Origin of the sequence: Sporosarcina sp. Marseille-Q4943, assembly GCF_943736995.1 — a bacterium.
Lineage (GTDB): Bacteria > Bacillota > Bacilli > Bacillales_A > Planococcaceae > Sporosarcina.
Genome location: NZ_OX031157.1, coordinates 848,140 through 864,338 on the forward strand (window position 1 = coordinate 848,140; position 16,199 = coordinate 864,338).

17 protein-coding genes, 1 pseudogene and 1 riboswitch are annotated in these 16,199 nt (G+C 38.1%); of the genes and pseudogenes, 3 read left to right on the top strand and 15 right to left on the bottom strand.

Going from position 1 to position 16,199, the window contains the following annotated elements; translation table 11 throughout:
- Window positions 1–18: 18 nt before the first annotated feature.
- The 4 genes from NIT04_RS13195 to NIT04_RS13210 all read right to left on the bottom strand — a co-directional run bounded on the left by NIT04_RS13195 (window position 19) and on the right by NIT04_RS13210 (window position 1,354).
- Window positions 19–348 carry a hypothetical protein gene (locus NIT04_RS13195; protein ID WP_252504032.1) on the bottom strand — a complete coding sequence of 110 codons (330 nt, stop codon included), beginning with the start codon at window positions 346–348 and terminating at the stop codon, window positions 19–21.
- Window positions 349–459: 111 nt separating this feature from the next.
- Window positions 460–651, bottom strand: coding sequence for a DUF6366 family protein (locus NIT04_RS13200; protein WP_252504033.1), 192 nt, complete (start codon window positions 649–651; stop codon window positions 460–462).
- A 43-nt stretch (window positions 652–694) separates the two neighbouring features.
- Window positions 695–979, bottom strand: coding sequence for a hypothetical protein (locus NIT04_RS13205; RefSeq protein ID WP_252504034.1), 285 nt, complete (start codon window positions 977–979; stop codon window positions 695–697).
- A 60-nt stretch (window positions 980–1,039) separates the two neighbouring features.
- Window positions 1,040–1,354 carry a hypothetical protein gene (locus NIT04_RS13210; RefSeq protein ID WP_252504035.1) on the bottom strand — a complete coding sequence of 105 codons (315 nt, stop codon included), beginning with the start codon at window positions 1,352–1,354 and terminating at the stop codon, window positions 1,040–1,042.
- 414 nt (window positions 1,355–1,768) lie between these two features.
- Between NIT04_RS13210 and NIT04_RS13215 the strand changes: the two genes are divergently transcribed.
- On the top strand, window positions 1,769–2,233 hold the full coding sequence (locus tag NIT04_RS13215) for an N-acetyltransferase (protein ID WP_252504036.1): 465 nt from the start codon (window positions 1,769–1,771) through the stop codon (window positions 2,231–2,233).
- Between the two features lie 621 nt (window positions 2,234–2,854).
- Here NIT04_RS13215 and NIT04_RS13220 read toward each other — a convergent pair.
- From NIT04_RS13220 to NIT04_RS13230, 3 genes are all read right to left on the bottom strand, one after another.
- Window positions 2,855–3,328: a GNAT family N-acetyltransferase gene (locus NIT04_RS13220; protein WP_252504037.1), complete on the bottom strand. Its 474-nt coding sequence runs from the start codon at window positions 3,326–3,328 to the stop codon at window positions 2,855–2,857.
- Between the two features lie 102 nt (window positions 3,329–3,430).
- Complete coding sequence (locus tag NIT04_RS13225) at window positions 3,431–4,297, bottom strand: alpha/beta fold hydrolase (protein WP_252504038.1); 867 nt, start codon at window positions 4,295–4,297, stop codon at window positions 3,431–3,433.
- 96 nt (window positions 4,298–4,393) lie between these two features.
- Window positions 4,394–4,873 carry a DinB family protein gene (locus NIT04_RS13230; RefSeq protein ID WP_252504039.1) on the bottom strand — a complete coding sequence of 160 codons (480 nt, stop codon included), beginning with the start codon at window positions 4,871–4,873 and terminating at the stop codon, window positions 4,394–4,396.
- 230 nt (window positions 4,874–5,103) lie between these two features.
- Window positions 5,104–5,282: riboswitch (Lysine riboswitch) on the top strand.
- Between the two features lie 106 nt (window positions 5,283–5,388).
- On the opposite strand from NIT04_RS13230, the gene NIT04_RS13235 reads away from it, so the two are divergent.
- A complete protein-coding gene (locus NIT04_RS13235; RefSeq protein WP_252504040.1) occupies window positions 5,389–6,831 on the top strand; it encodes an amino acid permease in 1,443 nt (480 codons plus the stop codon).
- Window positions 6,832–6,949: 118 nt separating this feature from the next.
- On the opposite strand, the gene NIT04_RS13240 is transcribed toward NIT04_RS13235, so the two are convergent.
- The 6 genes from NIT04_RS13240 to NIT04_RS13265 form a co-directional block, all read right to left on the bottom strand.
- Window positions 6,950–8,905, bottom strand: a complete 1,956-nt coding sequence (locus NIT04_RS13240; protein ID WP_252504041.1) for an LTA synthase family protein — start codon at window positions 8,903–8,905, stop codon at window positions 6,950–6,952.
- Window positions 8,906–9,360: 455 nt separating this feature from the next.
- Window positions 9,361–9,705 (bottom strand): hypothetical protein, encoded by a 345-nt coding sequence (locus NIT04_RS13245; protein WP_252504042.1) that lies wholly within the window; start codon window positions 9,703–9,705, stop codon window positions 9,361–9,363.
- A gap of 248 nt (window positions 9,706–9,953) precedes the next feature.
- The gene (locus NIT04_RS13250) at window positions 9,954–10,388 is read right to left on the bottom strand and encodes a hypothetical protein (protein ID WP_252504043.1); all 435 of its coding nucleotides are present in this window, start codon (window positions 10,386–10,388) and stop codon (window positions 9,954–9,956) included.
- 173 nt (window positions 10,389–10,561) lie between these two features.
- On the bottom strand, window positions 10,562–11,560 hold the full coding sequence (locus NIT04_RS13255; protein ID WP_252504044.1) for a zinc-binding alcohol dehydrogenase family protein: 999 nt from the start codon (window positions 11,558–11,560) through the stop codon (window positions 10,562–10,564).
- 114 nt (window positions 11,561–11,674) lie between these two features.
- Entirely contained in the window at window positions 11,675–12,619 is a 945-nt protein-coding gene (locus NIT04_RS13260) for an LLM class oxidoreductase (RefSeq protein ID WP_252504045.1), read from the bottom strand.
- A 330-nt stretch (window positions 12,620–12,949) separates the two neighbouring features.
- Window positions 12,950–13,216: a helix-turn-helix transcriptional regulator gene (locus NIT04_RS13265; RefSeq protein WP_252504046.1), complete on the bottom strand. Its 267-nt coding sequence runs from the start codon at window positions 13,214–13,216 to the stop codon at window positions 12,950–12,952.
- A 387-nt stretch (window positions 13,217–13,603) separates the two neighbouring features.
- Between NIT04_RS13265 and arr the strand changes: the two are divergent.
- A pseudogene (arr, locus tag NIT04_RS13270) lies at window positions 13,604–14,020 on the top strand (NAD(+)--rifampin ADP-ribosyltransferase).
- Between the two features lie 62 nt (window positions 14,021–14,082).
- On the opposite strand, the gene NIT04_RS13275 reads toward arr, so the two are convergent.
- Window positions 14,083–15,171 carry a serine hydrolase gene (locus NIT04_RS13275; RefSeq protein WP_252504047.1) on the bottom strand — a complete coding sequence of 363 codons (1,089 nt, stop codon included), beginning with the start codon at window positions 15,169–15,171 and terminating at the stop codon, window positions 14,083–14,085.
- A gap of 224 nt (window positions 15,172–15,395) precedes the next feature.
- On the bottom strand, window positions 15,396–16,010 hold the full coding sequence (locus tag NIT04_RS13280; RefSeq protein WP_252504048.1) for a uridine kinase: 615 nt from the start codon (window positions 16,008–16,010) through the stop codon (window positions 15,396–15,398).
- Window positions 16,011–16,199: the final 189 nt, after the last annotated feature.

Sequence of the window (16,199 nt, forward strand, 5' to 3'; positions counted from 1 at the left end):
CATATCCCCCTATTAGTTTCATTGGAACCATCCCGTAAACCAACCAAAACCAGTCATTGCTATAAGAGCAGTAATTAAAAGAAATAAAAAGCCACCGATCAAAATCAATAGTGAATATAACCCATACTTTAGTGGTTTCGTTAACTTTCTTTCCAAAGCAATGGCTATCAAGAATGAGCCTAGCGCGATACCAAACCCATTAATAATGCTAAGACCGTTATCTGTAAGTACATATAGTCTTACACTCGAGAAATCAGATATGATTTGGATTAATAATAAGGTAACAAAAATGTAAAAAATCCCTGTAAACAATGTGATAAACGTATTTTTAATCGCTAACATTGTCATCGCAAATTACTCCTTAATTGTTCAACGTATCTGCTTCGTTAAACATTCTGTTTTTGCAATATGGACCTTTTATAACAGAAGTGCGCTGCTCCTTACGAACAATCGCGCCTGTTAGCGGAAGAAAACAGAATTTATTACAACGGCTAAGATTAATAAAAGAATTATTATGCCAGTACCCTTCCAACCTAAACCACCGACCAAATCAGACAGGTTACTTCCGTGAATACTGCTTGATGGATGTTTTAATTCTCTTTGTCTAAGTCTTTCCCTTCTTACTTCGGGAGTTTCGTTATTTCTGCTCAATTTCTCACCCCAAAGAATTTGATTCCGCAGTTTGACCCGTTTGTTAAAAGATATTTTTTAACCAAGTCAATATATAAACCAACAAAAAGGGTTCAAACCAGACAAGGAATAATAAAATGACGAAAAAGGATACAACAGAAATTACTTTCATTGCACCTTTTTCGTTTTTTGAGAAAGCGATAAAACTAAAAATCACTCCAAATAATAAAAGTATAAATCCTATGAGAACGATAGGTTCGATTATGTCTAGTGAAATCCAATTCATCACAAGTGCCAGTGATCCAAATGCTATAAAGCCAATCGACCAAATACTAAAAGGCTTTTCCAAGTTGGTACAACCCCCTTACTCCGTTGAGTTTGAAATGGTGCCCTTCAGGCAATTCACTTATCATTTCTTCTCATTCCTTTTCCATTTCGCATAATTGTAGCCGACGTCTAATAAAAGCAGGGAAAAGAAAAATACTCCAATGATTATATACTCATTTGACGTTAAATCACTAAACCAATAAAAAGCGATATATATTAGGGATACAATTGGAACTGCCCAAACGGCACGTATGAATCTCCTTCTATAAGTTAATCGATAATAATTTAGTACAAACCCTTTATCCTTTTTTTCTTTATCCTTATATATAATCGACATAATCGTACTAACAATAAAGACCGCTATCATAGGCGGAATAATATACGGTAAAATATTCAATATACTCCCCCCTAGTAATAAAGCGCCAGTATTCTGGATTATGGTGCCAATGTGATTTCCCTCTCGTGAATTTCCTGATTATTAGTAATACGTTTCATTTCGTGAAAAGTTCCTATGTCTTATTCAAGCAACCGCCCAATTAGATAATAAACAAGATATAGTGTTCCATCTATTTCGTAATAAATAAGATCTTTTCACGCCTATTTAAAGAATAGACACTCTACTTATTCAATACGCGCTCCCGATTGCAGCATTATAGAGCAACTAAATGCATCAACAATCCCCCCCTAGTAATTATCTATGACTCCCCCCAGGGAAGAAGGTTTGATGAAAGGTCTTTGGAGGTTTACTAAATTTAGGACTGTTAGTAAACTATAATTAGATTTCTAAAAATTTCAACTGGGGGTAGAAATATTGAATAACGTATTAATCGCCAAGATGAACTCTTCTGATTTTGAAGTTTACTATGAGGACAAATTAATAAGATATGCAGAAGTATTAGAGGAAAACATTCACGAGGTCGGAGACTCAGGGGAGAGTAGAGCTAAACAACAATTAGCATCTTTGCTGCCTAAAGGGTTTTATACTAATAACCATTGTTTTTATAATATCTATTTGAATGATTTAGTCATTGGTTATGTGTGGATGAAATTAGATTCGCAGAAACGAAGTGCTTTTCTATACGAAATTTACATTTTAGAAGATTACAGATCTAAGGGGTACGGAAAACAAGTTATGACATTAATTGAGCAAGTTCTAGTTGACGAAGCCATTATTTATTTTAAGTTGCATGTTTTTGGGTCTAATCAAAAAGCATTAAAATTCTATGAAGAAATTGAGTTTGAAGTTTTCGGGATAAATATGGTTAAAAACCTTTAATATTAAAAGAAATAATATAGAGAATGCAAAACGTTGATACTTAAATTGGAAACAAACATAAGCTCTGTGGATTCATATCAACCATTGGTCACTTTCCATATCTGGCAAGAAGGAAATAGCAGACCACCATTATCATCAAGATGTACCTCCAGTGAGAGAATCAAAGAGAATAGCAAGTGTTTTTCATTCCGAATCCTTTTTGTCAGCAGTCTAAGAGTAGCATAATGCTACTCTTTCAAAGCTATATGAAAACGTTAAGAGCAATTTTTTTGGCATACGGCTAAATTCGCATTTAGTGTACTACAGCTGGTCTTGCTGAACTAATTTCAACTTAGCTTCCTGAGTCCTTTTCTTTTGCCTCTGCTACCAAATCAAGATAAGTTTTTTTATCAAGATGAGTGCGTAATTATTTCATTACTGAAAAAGCTTCAAGGATTTCCTTTGGAGATTGATAGTTAGTGTACTCATTGCCAAATTCCCTTTTGTTAATATTTAATTTTCCGTCAATAAGTATTGCAATTATTCAGCTATACTTCCCTAATATAATAGGCATACTCTAGAAATGCACCAAGTTACAGACTTAACTAATTACTTCATACTTTTACTCAATGGAATGTACTACTACAATAACTTCTCCATAATAAGTTCGTCATATGGAAGTTCTTGAAATATGCGTTCTCCCACAATTTCATATCCTTTTTCACTATACATCTTGGGTAAATAGGGATGAGTTTTAGCTACCGTTAATCTAATTCTCTTTTCTCCCATCTTTAAAAGTTTACTTTCCCCGTACTTCATTAACTTTGTTGCAATCCCCTTTCCCCTGTGAGATGGATTCACAGCCAATCTACTTAGCACATAACACTGCCACTCTTCACTGTATTTTAACCGTATAGTACCAATGATGATGTTTGTACGTTTTTCTTTCCCTATGTATATCATCATGTTGTTGATCCATTCTCTAACTTCTTCGGCCTCAACCTTGGATGCACTAGAAGGAAACCCCAATTTCTCATTTGCCGAGTATGCGGCATGAAAAATTTTCACTAATTTTTCAGCATCAGTATGTTTTGCCCTTTCAATAACCAGTTCCATTTGAACCCTCCAATAATAAATTATCTCTTTCAAATAACCTGTTCTGTTATTTCAATAAGAAAAAAAGCTTTTACCGCTACTTTAAATAGGGAAATCGTTACTTTACTTATATTTATTCACAATCTCAGAAATTGATTGAATGACAATGTCCGGTCTATCAATGTGTATAGAATGGGTTGAACCATTGACGAATAGTATCTTATTATCGTTTGAAAGGTTGCCCTGTCTTGTAATGAGTTCTTCCCATTTTTCTTCAAAGACCCTTAATTCTTCTTCTGGTAGTCCATCTTGCATCTCCAATCTAATGCTAAACTCTTTATCTCTTCCTAACACAATTAGCGGCACATTCAGAGTCGTTTCTATGGACTTAATCATCTCGGCATCTTTTTTCCAATTGCTTATTTCAGAATACATCGCTTTGAATAGAGAAGGTCTTACTAGAAAATCTAATAATCTTTGTTGAACCTTTTCAGGAATTGATTTTAACTTTTCTGGAATACTAGGGTTTATCAATCTCTTTAACTGCTCTTTTTCCATCGAGGAATAAGATTTACATTTCTCTAACCAGATTTTATCTGTATCATCATTATTCAATACAGGTAAACTTAACTCATCTAACTCACGTAAATCCTCCGAAGTGGAATCCACTAACACTAATCCTGCAACCTTTTGAGGATGACTTTTAACAAAGTGTTGTGCACACAATCCCCCATATGAATGACCAACCAAAATAATAGGCTCTGTTATTGCAAGAACCAGCAATAAATCAAGTAATTCTTCAACGACAGCCTCTGTGTTACGAGGTTCGTTCCCAATTTCGCTTTCACCGAGTCCAGGTCTGTGAAACATAAGTACTCTATTTGTTTCACCTATTACCTCTGTAATGTTGTACCATTCATCAAAAGAACAGCCCATCCCTGTGAGTATGATAACCGTTTTTCCTTTGTAACCTTTGCTGAGAACTTCCATTTTCTTTTGTTTTACATTTATTATTGAAATAATATTTATCCCCCCTTTGTATTTCCTTTAAAAGGACGCCTTAGTTGTTACTTGAAAACCTTTATCTTAAATTCCTTCAATATCTCTAAAAATCAAATCTGATGAAATTGGTTTTATTCCAATTTCTCTAGCCCAGATAGATATTTGACCTATATGGTGTATTTCATGAGTAATAATATGATACAGCACCTTGTCGTAAGTCCATTGCTTATTCTCACCACTTTTCGAAGTAAAGGTAAATAGTCTTCTTTCATTGCTTTTTTCAAACTTTTTAATAAAACTCTCACTTACTTTTTTCGTTTGGCTAGAATACTCTTTAATTTCACCCAAAGCTGTTATTGTCTTCATGTTTTTTTGGATAACTGGTGTTTCTTGTAGTTGATTAATCCATATTTGTTCACAATCGATCACATGGAATAAGTTATAAAGTATGCTTTCCATGCCACCAGTCCGTATCTTAGTAAGCTCTTCGTTAGGAAGACTTTCACACCATTCAATCCATTCGTCTCTAACTTGCCAATTGTATTCAAATAATTCATATAACATGATAAATTTATCCCCTCTGCTATAAAAAATTAATCGACAGGTATTTAGTTTTCCGATTATTAGTAATACGTTTCATTTTATAAAAAGTTCCAGTGTATCATTGTGTTTAATTGTAAAGTTCCAACATATCTCTATCCTCCCTAAGAGGACAAATGTGCAATGTTTACCATTGCATTATGAATATTATCGGCCTATAATTTATACATTAATTTATAAATACTCCCATTCACCGATGGGATAGAGGTTGCTGCTTATAAGAGTAGGACGGACGAGATTCTCTGAGATTGTTGACTCCGTTTGAAAGGATAAGTTGCCGAAGTGTGGATAGATCATTGGCTATCCATGCTGGTGATGTTTTCGAATAGGAACATCATTGTCACGTTTTTCAACGTGGAGAACTATCTTCGGAAGGATTAACGCATTTATCCAACAGCCGTCGATTTTCTTCGATAGCTGTTTTTATTTTGGGTTATCTATTTAGATTGAACCTTCCGCCATAAAAAGGAGTGGACAACATGGAGAACACAACTACGAATACACCTCAATTGAAAAGAACATTGAAAGCCCGCCATTTGATGATGATCTCCCTTGGAGGTTCGATTGGTACCGGGATTTTCTTAGCAAGCGGCGGTGCGATCCATACTGCAGGGCCGGGAGGGGCATTGGCGGCGTATGTCGCTGTCGGAATCATGGTTTACTTCCTGATGACGAGCCTTGCGGAGATGGCGGCTTATATGCCTGTGGCGGGGTCATTCAAAGAATATGCCACCCGATTCGTCGATCCGGCATTCGGGTTTGCGATCGGCTGGAATTATTGGTACAACTGGGCGATTACGATTGCCGCGGAACTGGCTGCGGTTGTATTGATCATGAAATTCTGGTTTCCGGAAAGCCCTTCATTCTTATGGAGCGGACTTGCGCTTCTGATCATGTTCGGCTTCAACTATTTGTCCGTCAAAGGTTTTGGCGAAGCCGAATTCTGGTTTTCACTCATTAAAGTTGTGACGGTCATCATCTTCATCATTACCGGGTTTATGATGATCTTTGGCATCATGGGCGGTGAAGCGATCGGCTTTACGAACTTCACGATTGGCGATGCACCGTTCAACGGAGGGTTCTTTGCCATCCTAGGTATTTTCATGGCGGCAGGCTTTTCATTCCAAGGTACGGAATTGCTTGGCGTGGCTGCCGGTGAGAGTGAAAATCCGGAAAAGACGATTCCGAAAGCGGTGAACTCTGTATTTTGGCGCATCCTTCTATTCTACATCTTGGCGATTTTCGTCATCGGAATGATACTTCCGTATACGGATCCACGATTATTGAGTGAGTCGGTTTCTGTCAGTCCGTTCACACTCGTTTTCGAACGAGCTGGATTCGCTTTTGCCGCTTCTGTCATGAACGCCATCATTTTGACGGCCGTATTATCTGCGGGTAATTCAGGGATGTATGCGTCCACGCGTATGCTTTGGGATTTGGCACGCAGCGGGAATGCACCAAGGTTCTTAGGGAAATTGGATAAAAGAGGCGTGCCGGTCAATGCATTGATCGCTACGACATTAGTCGGCTCCCTTGCCTTCCTATCGACTTTCTTCGGGGACGGTACAGTGTACGTCTGGTTGTTGAATGCCTCAGGGATGGCTGGATTTGTTACATGGCTTGGGATTGCAATCAGTCACTACCGTTTCAGAAGGGCTTATATTGTGCAAGGCGGTAATCTATCGGATCTTCCTTATCGCGCCAAATGGTTCCCATTCGGTCCTTTGCTGGCCCTAGTCCTTTGTATTTTCATCATTGCCGGCCAAAACTTCCAAGCCTTTACGGGCGGTGAAATCGATTGGAACGGGGCACTCGTTTCCTATATCGGTCTCCCCCTCTTCTTGATCGTTTGGCTGATTTATAAAGTTAAGCACAAAACGAAGTTGATTCCATTGAAGGACTGTGACTTTGGAAATAAATGATGATATGAAAAGCAGGCGGATGTGAGGGGTTTCCTCTCTTCATTCGGCTGTTTTTTAATGCAAAAAATAAGCACGCCCTCTCCAATCAGAGAGAACATGCTTATTCTGCTGCGATATGTCATTCATTTGATTGTACATCTGCATCTTTCGTGTAGTTGTACTGAGAAGGATCGACAGGAGTATACCCTTTTGGCGTATAAAATCTTAATAAGTCGCCATTCACGACTTTATCGGAAAGCTCCAATTTATAATCCACTTCTTTTTTTAAAGCATTGGCACGCTCCATTTGTCGATCATCGAGTGGTAAGCCAGTTTGATTATCATAAAACTTATCATTAATTGAATCGATCGTCGGGCTGATAAAATCGCCATTTCGAAACGGGACAACTTCATTATGCTCTTCCGAGAATAGATCGGAACCGAATTGAACATAGTTTTTCGTATCAATTCCAAGCAAATGCAACAACGTCGGAAGAAGGTCTGTTTGACCGCCATACGTGTGGTTGATGCCGCCTTTCATTCCAGGAACATGTATGAATAAGGGGACGCGCTGCAAGTTCGCACTTTCATAAGGGGTAATGTCTTTCCCCATGATTTGTGCCATCGCTCTTTTATGATTCTCGGAAATACCATAATGGTCACCATACAGAACAATGACCGAGTTATCATATAAGCCCATTTCCTTTAATCGAGTGAAGACTTTTTCAATCGCTTCGTCTGTATACCGCGCAGTTTGGAAATAATCATCCACACTTTTGTCTCCAGTCTGCGCTTTATCGATTGTCACCAACTCTTGATTCATCGCGTACGGATAGTGGTTTGCTACCGTAATGAATTTCGCATAGAAAGGCTGCGGCAGTGAACTCAACAGACTTTCAGATTGCTCATAGAACGGTTTATCCAACAATCCGTATTCGGCCATATCGATCGGTGAACTCGTATCATAATAACTCGCATCGAAGAAATGGTCGAATCCAAATGCTTTATAGATCGTATTTCGATTCCAGAAGCTGCCGTTATTGCCGTGGAATACAGCGGATGTATACCCATAATCCTTTAAAATACTTGGGGCGGCTTGGTACGTATTTTGTGCTTTTGTAATAAAAGCAGATCCTTGCGGCAGCCCAAATAGGGAGTTCTCCAACATGAATTCCGCATCGGACGTTTTGCCTTGTCCCGTTTGGTGGAAGAAGTTATCGAAATACGCTGTATTCTTATCTTTTGTTAATGAATTTAAAAAAGGTGTAACTTCTTCTCCGTTCAATTTATAGTTAATCAGGAAGTTTTGGAATGATTCTAGATGCAAATAGATGACGTTCATTCCTTTGGCTACCCCAAAATAGGTCGGATTCGGTTCCGCGTAAGCAGATTGTGTATAGTTGATCACTTCTGTAAGATCACTGCTATCCGCCAAAGCTCTTTGCGATGACGCTGCCGCCGTTTCCACCGAGTCATAAATCGTGTAATTATACAGCCCTAGATATTTCACAATATAGTTTCGATCAAAGCCGCGAGTTAACAGTTGCGGCCGACTAGCTTCAGCCAGTCCTAGATTGATAATGGAAATGACTAATGCGACAGCAATAATAGCGGTCGCTTTTTTAGATCCTACCCGATTTGTCTCTTTTTGTACCTTACGTGAAAATCGAAGATACATCATGACGAATACATCCACAAAGAACAAAATATCATAAGGTTTTAGCAAGGACAGAACACTGCCGCCCAAATCCCCGAAATTCTGCGTTTGCATAAGGGTAGGAATTGTAATGAAATCACTGAAAAACCGATAATAGACGACATTCGCATATAAAAGAATCGACATGAGCGTGTACATGACGACGAGCACAGTATATTTTTTCTTTCCTTTAAACAACAAAGAAATTCCTAGAAATAGCAATGCTGAACCGAGCGGATTTAGCAGTAAAAGGAATTGTTGAAGAGGTCCTTCCACTCCTAATTCAAATTGTGTGGTTTGAGCGATATATGTTTTCATCCATAACATCAATACAGCTACTGCATATATTCCTAAAAAGTTGTGTAAAAGAAAAGCTTTGACATTCCATTGTTTTCTCATGTAAACACCAACCTTTTAATTTTTTTATTTCACTTCTGATCTATGGAAAATGTTATTTTAAAGTAACTTTTGTCTATAGCTAAAATATAATACTCCTCTTTAGCTTTTTCGTCAAGTTGATAAGATTTCCAAGATGAATCGAACACACGTCAAAGGCTCCAATACGTGAGCTTCTACGCGTGTGTTATGTAAGCGTTTTGCGTATCCAATGTATTTTAAGTTAAATGTAAAAAACACCCAGCAATGGGCGTTTTCCGAAAAGCATCTTACTACTTTTACAGAACTAAAGCATCCGTTTGTTGAACAAGCAAGTTACAAATCGCAACTGTCATGCGGTATTATTCCTCTTCTATTTATCACCAAAATACTTCCAAAGATGATATGTCGACCAGAATAAAACTGCACTTATAATAATGGTTAATAAGTTCAACAAAACGGCCTTAAACCTTCCTGGATCAACGTTTATGACTAGCCGTAAGTATTATAAATACACCCATAATCGCTATACCGAAGATAAATACCATTAAAGCAATACCGAAAAAGTCAGGTTTAAAGAGCAAGGCTATAAGAACGATGGGGGAGAATATCATTGTGAAAACTGAAGCGATTTTAATATAGCGAATAACATTTGGAGAAATTTCAGGGTCCCCTTGGTACTTCCACCTTCTCCCCAATAATAGAATATCTTCTGGACTGCTATAAGTCCAAATCAAGAATGCATACAGTGGAATCATAAATATTACTGTTAAGAAAATCTCAGCTGCCGTATTGTTACCTCCAGTGATAATTCCGTTTTCCAAATAGTTCTATATATTATACGAATGACAAATTAAACGGTTTCAAATCTGAGGAAACTCATAAGTTCGACAAAAAAGCGTTAATCCTTTTGGATCAACGCTCCGTTAGTTACTTTAGAATGGACAACTCTTTTCTTAGATGCTTCCCGAATAAGATTGTGTTACCAAAAAATTTAGATATCCCCCCTTTAAATAGACCACTTAATGTTCTTTTTATTGTGGACTTTTTCAACCTTGGTTAGTTTACCAAGTTACCTGCTATCATTATGCAGTTCAAATGACTCTTCAAAGTCATCCCATTTCACATTTACTTTTATCACTTCATCTACACGTATTTTTGCCCCGCCTTTTGAACTTCCTGAAGACGAAAATGTTCGAGTGGATGGGGGTTCTGTGTACTCCTCAGTAGTTTTCCCATGACCTCTATTAGTTTCATAAGAATATTCAAGTTTTTTTAAAGAAGACAATTCTTCTATAGAACCTTTATATTTTAAAATAAATTGATAACTATCTTCATTCGAATATGTTCTTTGCCCGTCTTTTTCTCCCCATCTTTCCGTTCCTTTATAAGAGTATTCAGCTTCCCAATACTTACTTTCTCCACTAAATTTATAATCGTTGTACGTAGTCTTTGAACAAGCTATTAAAAGCGTTATTGCAATCAAGAAAGTAGTTATTTTCTTCATTTAACTCCCTCCCTCGAAAAAACACATTTTAATAATAACTTATTCAACACAGTCGCAAAATAACCCTCTGTCACTTCTTGGTGTTTATTGCACGGAAAAAGCTCAGAGTACACACCCTGAGCTTTTTCCTTTTATATTGTGTAAAGCATTGGTATTTACACCTTGCGCTTACTTCACTCAAATTTTTCTACTACGAGTTTACCGATCATTGTGCCACTTTCAAGCTTTTCATGTGCTTGCTGGATCGTCTTAGCATTAATCGGCTCGTAGGTTTCCGTTAACGTTGTTCTAAGCTGACCGCCGTCTAACAAATACGCCATATGGTTAAGGAGTTGATGTTGTCTAACCATGTCTTTTGTCTGGAAACTCGATCTGGTAAACATAAATTCCCATACAAATGTTGCACTCTTTGCTTGTAAATCGTCTAGGGGGAGAGAGCCTTTCATTTCTACAATCCCACAGATTTTACCTTGAGGCGCAATGCATTCCACCATGTTTCCCCAATGTTCTTCAGTGCTGCTTGTATTAAAAATATAGTCAACGTCATTCAATCCTTGCTCTACGAGTTGTGGTTTTAATGGGTGACGGTGGTTTAGAATCATATCTGCCCCCAGATTTCGACACCAACGCTCCGTTTCTTCTCGTGAGGCAGTTGCGATGACGTTAAGGCCCGCTAATTTTGCAAGCTGAATGGCAATTGATCCCACTCCACCTGCACCACCGATAATTAAAATCGAACGCTCCGTATTTCCTTGATCCCCCATGTCAATCATGAGCCGCTCAAAAAGTCCTTCCCAAGCAGTAAGGCCCGTCAACGGCATAGCCGCTGATTCCGCAAAACTCAACTTTTTGGGTTTATGACCAACAATGCGTTCGTCTACAAGATGATACTGGCTATTCGTTCCTGGACGTGTTATATCTCCGGCATAGTAAACTTCGTCACCTGGCTTAAACAGTTTACACCCCTCGCCGGTTTCAACAACAATACCACTCGCATCATATCCAAAAACTTTTGGTCCATCAGCGGGATCTGTTGAAGCCCGGACTTTCGTGTCCACTGGATTCATGGAAACTGCCTTTATTTCTACAAGCAAATCCCTGCCTTTAGGTACCGGCCTCTCTATAGTTAAATTTTGAAAATGTTCTTTATGATGCAATCCAACAGCTTTCATCATTCATCCTCCTCGTATAGTATGTTTCATTTCCTTTTTTAAAAAGTCTTCCTGTTAAGAACTTCTAATCCGACAATCCACCCTTGGACGAACCTTTTTTAGGCGTTACAACTGTTACAGTGCCGGAAAATAAGGGACGACTTCTTCCGCTAATTCTCGTATGACCTCTTCCACAGGGCGATGAACAAATTTAGTATTGATAATCACGTGGTTCACTCCGGCTTCTTGTAAAGAATTCAGATAGTCAATTAAGAATTTATGACCGCTCTTAAATCCTAAGTGAATAGGCGTTGGCCCCTCATTCGGATCTTCAGTTAAATCAACATATAGCGATTGGGCAAATGGTTTAAAACGTTCAGTTAATGAGTGAAATTCTTGAATGAGCTTCTGTTGTTGAGCTGGGTTTCGTGGATAACTAAGCCAGCCATCGCTGTTTTCCGCAATCCATTCCAGCGATTGCCCGGAAAAACCTGTTACAAATGTGGGAATATCACCTACAACTGGTTTGGGCAGAATGTCTGTTGTTCCCGTCAGCTTTACTCTGTCGGTATGAATGTCCGGAAATGAATTTGTCCACGCTTTCCTCATTACATACAAAGCTTCCAGAAACAATTGAGCTCTTTTTTCCCGGTCTACATCAAAAGCTGTGAATTCAATCGGACGATCTCCAGTTGCCAGGCCAAGTAAAAGTCTTTCACCTGAAATTTTATCCATGGAAGCCGCTGATTTAGCAAGGTTTAACGGATGTTGAAACGATGTAATTGCGCTCGCTGTTCCTAAGGCGATCTCCTTTGTATGCGCTGCGATATAACTGAGGAATACCCATGGATCATACATTTGTCCTGCATCTCCGAATGAAGGATCATTTAATGGAATATCACGCGCAAATAGAGAAGCAAAATTCCCCTTTTCAGCAACTTTAGCCAGGTGTATTTGCTGATCCAAATCCATTTGAGGAACATTGCCCGGATAGGCTTCAAGAGGGAAAGTCAAACCTAAAGTCAGTTTGTTTTCTTGAAATGTTCTCGAATATCCATTATGTTTTTCAAATTTATTCATGTGATTTCTAGCCTTTCCTTTCAATAATCGAAACCTATTTAAGATTTATTTTGAAGTGTGTAGGGGGCTTTACTACGCATAGCAAAACACACGCTGCCTTCATTACTTTTAGTCATCTAAACTTCCCTTGCTTCGGTATTTCTATAAGTACTGAAATATATTTTAAGAATCGTCACATAGATGATGAAAGCAAAGGAGTTTCCCATGAGAGCAATGTGGACATTGAGTGACTTTTTTATTAATGTACCTAGAAAGTACTACTCCAAGGCTTAAGTGCAGTTATGTATTTCAGTAAATCCTGAAATAGAGAAGATAAGTATTCCGCTTTATTTATAAAAGTAAAGCGGGGGCGTACTGCTCGAGGATTGGGCGTTCCAAACTGTAGTACCGAAAAGTTCCTTCACGGCGAACGGAAAGCAATCCACAATCAAGTAGCGGTTTTAAATGATAGGTCAATGTAGAGTTGGCGGAGATGTTTAATTGATCGACAATTTCTTGACAAGATAACTCTGGATGTTTCACAAGAATTTCCACAATTTGTAGTCGTGTCGATTCACCGAGCGCTTTGTAAAGATTTACTTTGAAATCCTCAGTCACTGTACACTACTTCCTCTCAACTGCTATTTTCTATTTCAGTGAATACTAAAATAGAGTATCTCGAAATGAATATGAAGTCAAAGGATACAATTCCATCATATAAATTTTTCACATCATGAGTGCCACACCGTTGTTTCCTATGTTAAATGGCTCTTCTTGTTGAGTAAGCCGAGACTTCTTATTAACCTATTTTGACATAAAAAAAGAAGAGCAGCATATGCCACTCCTCTTCTTTACGCACTATCTATCGGATTGATATTTAATTACACATCTTACTCTCTACATCCATTATAACACCATACAATAATTATTTATAGACTACTTTTCCACCCATCCCATACCTTATACTGTAATACGCAAGTCAAATCGTATAAGGGGTGTATTTAGATGAATGACAACAAAAATAGTTTAGATCGTGGTCCGTTCTTTCATGGTACAAAAGCACAATTGGACATTGGAGATTTGCTTGAACCTTTGCACGACTCCAATTTTCAGGATAAAAAATCTAACCATATCTATTTCACAGCAACATTAGAAGCTGCTAAATGGGGTGCCGAATTAGCAAAATCAGATGCAAAGGAAAGAATTTATATCGTCGAACCATAAGGTGATTTTGAAAATGACCCGAACTTAACTGACAAAAGATTTCCCGGAAACCCAACACGCTCCTATCGGTCTACATCTCCACTGAAAATAGTAGCTGAATTAGGCGCATGGGAAAGACATTCTGATGAACAAATAAACCATATGCTTACATCTTTACAAAAGTTAAGTGAACAAGGGAAAAATGTGATATACGATTAATCTTCTACATTCAAATTCCATTGCAAGCCGAGGCAGTACAAGGGGTTTTTGACAATTTGATTTTAAAAAATCTCTTCCCAAATCCAAATAGGTTTTTGTAAAACAATAGAAGTAAGGTTACGGTTAATCTTCTTCGAATTCACAGTCATTTCATTACTAAGCACAATAACCGTAAGCTCCTCATCCTGAAGTCGTGCAACGTAGTGACGGAAGCCGCTTGGGTATCCGCCAGAATGGCCTACTGCTTTATGCCCCATAACATCCTGTGTATACCACCCATATCCATATCGGTATGGAAACTTTGAAGCATGAGTTGTTCCCATCATCTTTGAAGTTTCCTCAGATACTAAGAAGTTTTGGCGTAATGCCTCATCAAAGAGTGCCAAGTCTTCGGCGGTTGAAATAATATCCCCTGCAGCATATGCTGCGGAGTCATGCATCAGTGGACCCAATTTCCCTTCCACATGCCCCTCCGCTACTGGGGAACCTTCTTTCGTTTCGAACATGGAGTTCTGCATACCACTTGGCTTGAATATATGTTCTTCTATATAGTCGGAATATGGCTGCCCGCTTACTTGTTCAATAATGAGTCCGAGGAGTACGTATCCTGAATTACTATAGCTGAAGCTCTCGCCAGGGGTAAATTCCAACGGTTCATTGCGTACAACCCCGATAATCTCATTCGGATCCCATTCTTTACTGTAATCAAATTGATAGTCTGGTTTTAAGTAATCTGGAATGCCTGAGCTATGACTAAGAAGATGTCCGATTGTAATGGTATCGGCATTTGGAAAGTCGGGAAAATATATTGAAAGTGGGTCATCTACAGTGAGCAGTTGCTTCTCTGCAAGTTGCATAATGGCTACAGCTGTAAACGACTTTGATAACGAAGCGATCTGATATAGAGTATCCGTGCTATTTTGCACATTAGCGGCAGCGATCCCATATCCTTTTTCAAATAAGACTTCTCCGTCCTTGGAAATCAAGACTGTCCCCTGAAATTCTTGATTGGATAGGTACTGATCTAGTTGTTCGGAAATACTTCCAGATAAATTTCTGTGACTGTCACGACCGAACAATAACAATGAAGCACCACCTAAAACGACGAGCGTCAGAACGGAAATAAAGGCAATTCTAAAAAGCCTTCTCAAAAGATAACCTCTTCTCTTCTTAGTATCTTGCAGGCCTCCCTATGCAATATATTTACTTATGATCCTATTCATTACTAGCAGCAGACAACTAGCACGCAATAATTTAAAAAAGACAGGTATCCAATTCGCAGATGCCTGTCCCACCATATCACGATTCTAATTTCTTAATATCTTCAATCAGCAATTCAACATTCTCCTTTTTTGTTGCCCAACTGGTACAAAATCTAACAACACTGTGCGTTTATTACTATATCGAAATTCTGATGATAAGGATGCATAAATAAATCATATTGAATTCTACGCTCTTCATGAGATTTTCTTAAATAATTTATATCTGTTCCTCTTTCAGAAACATCACGAATACCCCTTCTCGCCAGCTCGGTTTCCTCATCTGTATGAAGGTAAATTTTCAGATCATATAAATTGGGATTTGTAAAGGCAACGGTCATTCCTTCTATAATATTTACTTTGTTTTGTGAAGAAATTAACTTACTCTCTGTAAAATTCGTGCCTATTGTATAAAAATCTAAAGCATCTCTTACCATTTGAACATCTCTCTCTAAAGCATATATATTATGAGCAGCAGGATGACAGGCTGTCATTTTATCTTGATGTTGTTGATTCTTATGATCATAGTTGATTAAAGTGTACTTCCTAAGATGAGAGCCGATGATATATGGGTCCGTATTGATATAATTCACATCTTCATGTCCCAGAAGTTTTATAAGATTATGGGCAAACGTTGTCTTTCCAGATGCACCATGACCCGAAATTCCAATGATTATTTTTTGATCCTTACTGTTAATCAAATTGGCTATCTTATGAAGAATCTTTTCCACTTTCACCCTCCATTAGCTTTGTTGTCTTTTATACTGGCTTAGCAATAGCTAAACTTTAACATAAATTATCTATTGCTTCTTCAACTAACCTGCACCATTAGTTCAATAAGAAAAAAGGCTTTACTCCTTCTTGAAGTAAAAACCTGTTAGCTTAAGAAGTTCACTTTCATCAAGGGAAATCTTCGTTCT

What these genes read in the sequence shown, in the direction of transcription:
- NIT04_RS13195 (WP_252504032.1), bottom strand. Translation starts at nt 348, where the DNA reads ATGACAATGTTAGCGATTAAAAATACGTTTATCACATTGTTTACAGGG.
- NIT04_RS13220 (WP_252504037.1), bottom strand. Translation starts at nt 3,328, where the DNA reads ATGGAACTGGTTATTGAAAGGGCAAAACATACTGATGCTGAAAAATTA.
- NIT04_RS13225 (WP_252504038.1), bottom strand. Translation starts at nt 4,297, where the DNA reads ATGGAAGTTCTCAGCAAAGGTTACAAAGGAAAAACGGTTATCATACTC.
- NIT04_RS13230 (WP_252504039.1), bottom strand. Translation starts at nt 4,873, where the DNA reads ATGTTATATGAATTATTTGAATACAATTGGCAAGTTAGAGACGAATGG.
- NIT04_RS13235 (WP_252504040.1), top strand. Translation starts at nt 5,389, where the DNA reads ATGGAGAACACAACTACGAATACACCTCAATTGAAAAGAACATTGAAA.
- NIT04_RS13240 (WP_252504041.1), bottom strand. Translation starts at nt 8,905, where the DNA reads ATGAGAAAACAATGGAATGTCAAAGCTTTTCTTTTACACAACTTTTTA.
- NIT04_RS13250 (WP_252504043.1), bottom strand. Translation starts at nt 10,388, where the DNA reads ATGAAGAAAATAACTACTTTCTTGATTGCAATAACGCTTTTAATAGCT.
- NIT04_RS13255 (WP_252504044.1), bottom strand. Translation starts at nt 11,560, where the DNA reads ATGAAAGCTGTTGGATTGCATCATAAAGAACATTTTCAAAATTTAACT.
- NIT04_RS13260 (WP_252504045.1), bottom strand. Translation starts at nt 12,619, where the DNA reads ATGAATAAATTTGAAAAACATAATGGATATTCGAGAACATTTCAAGAA.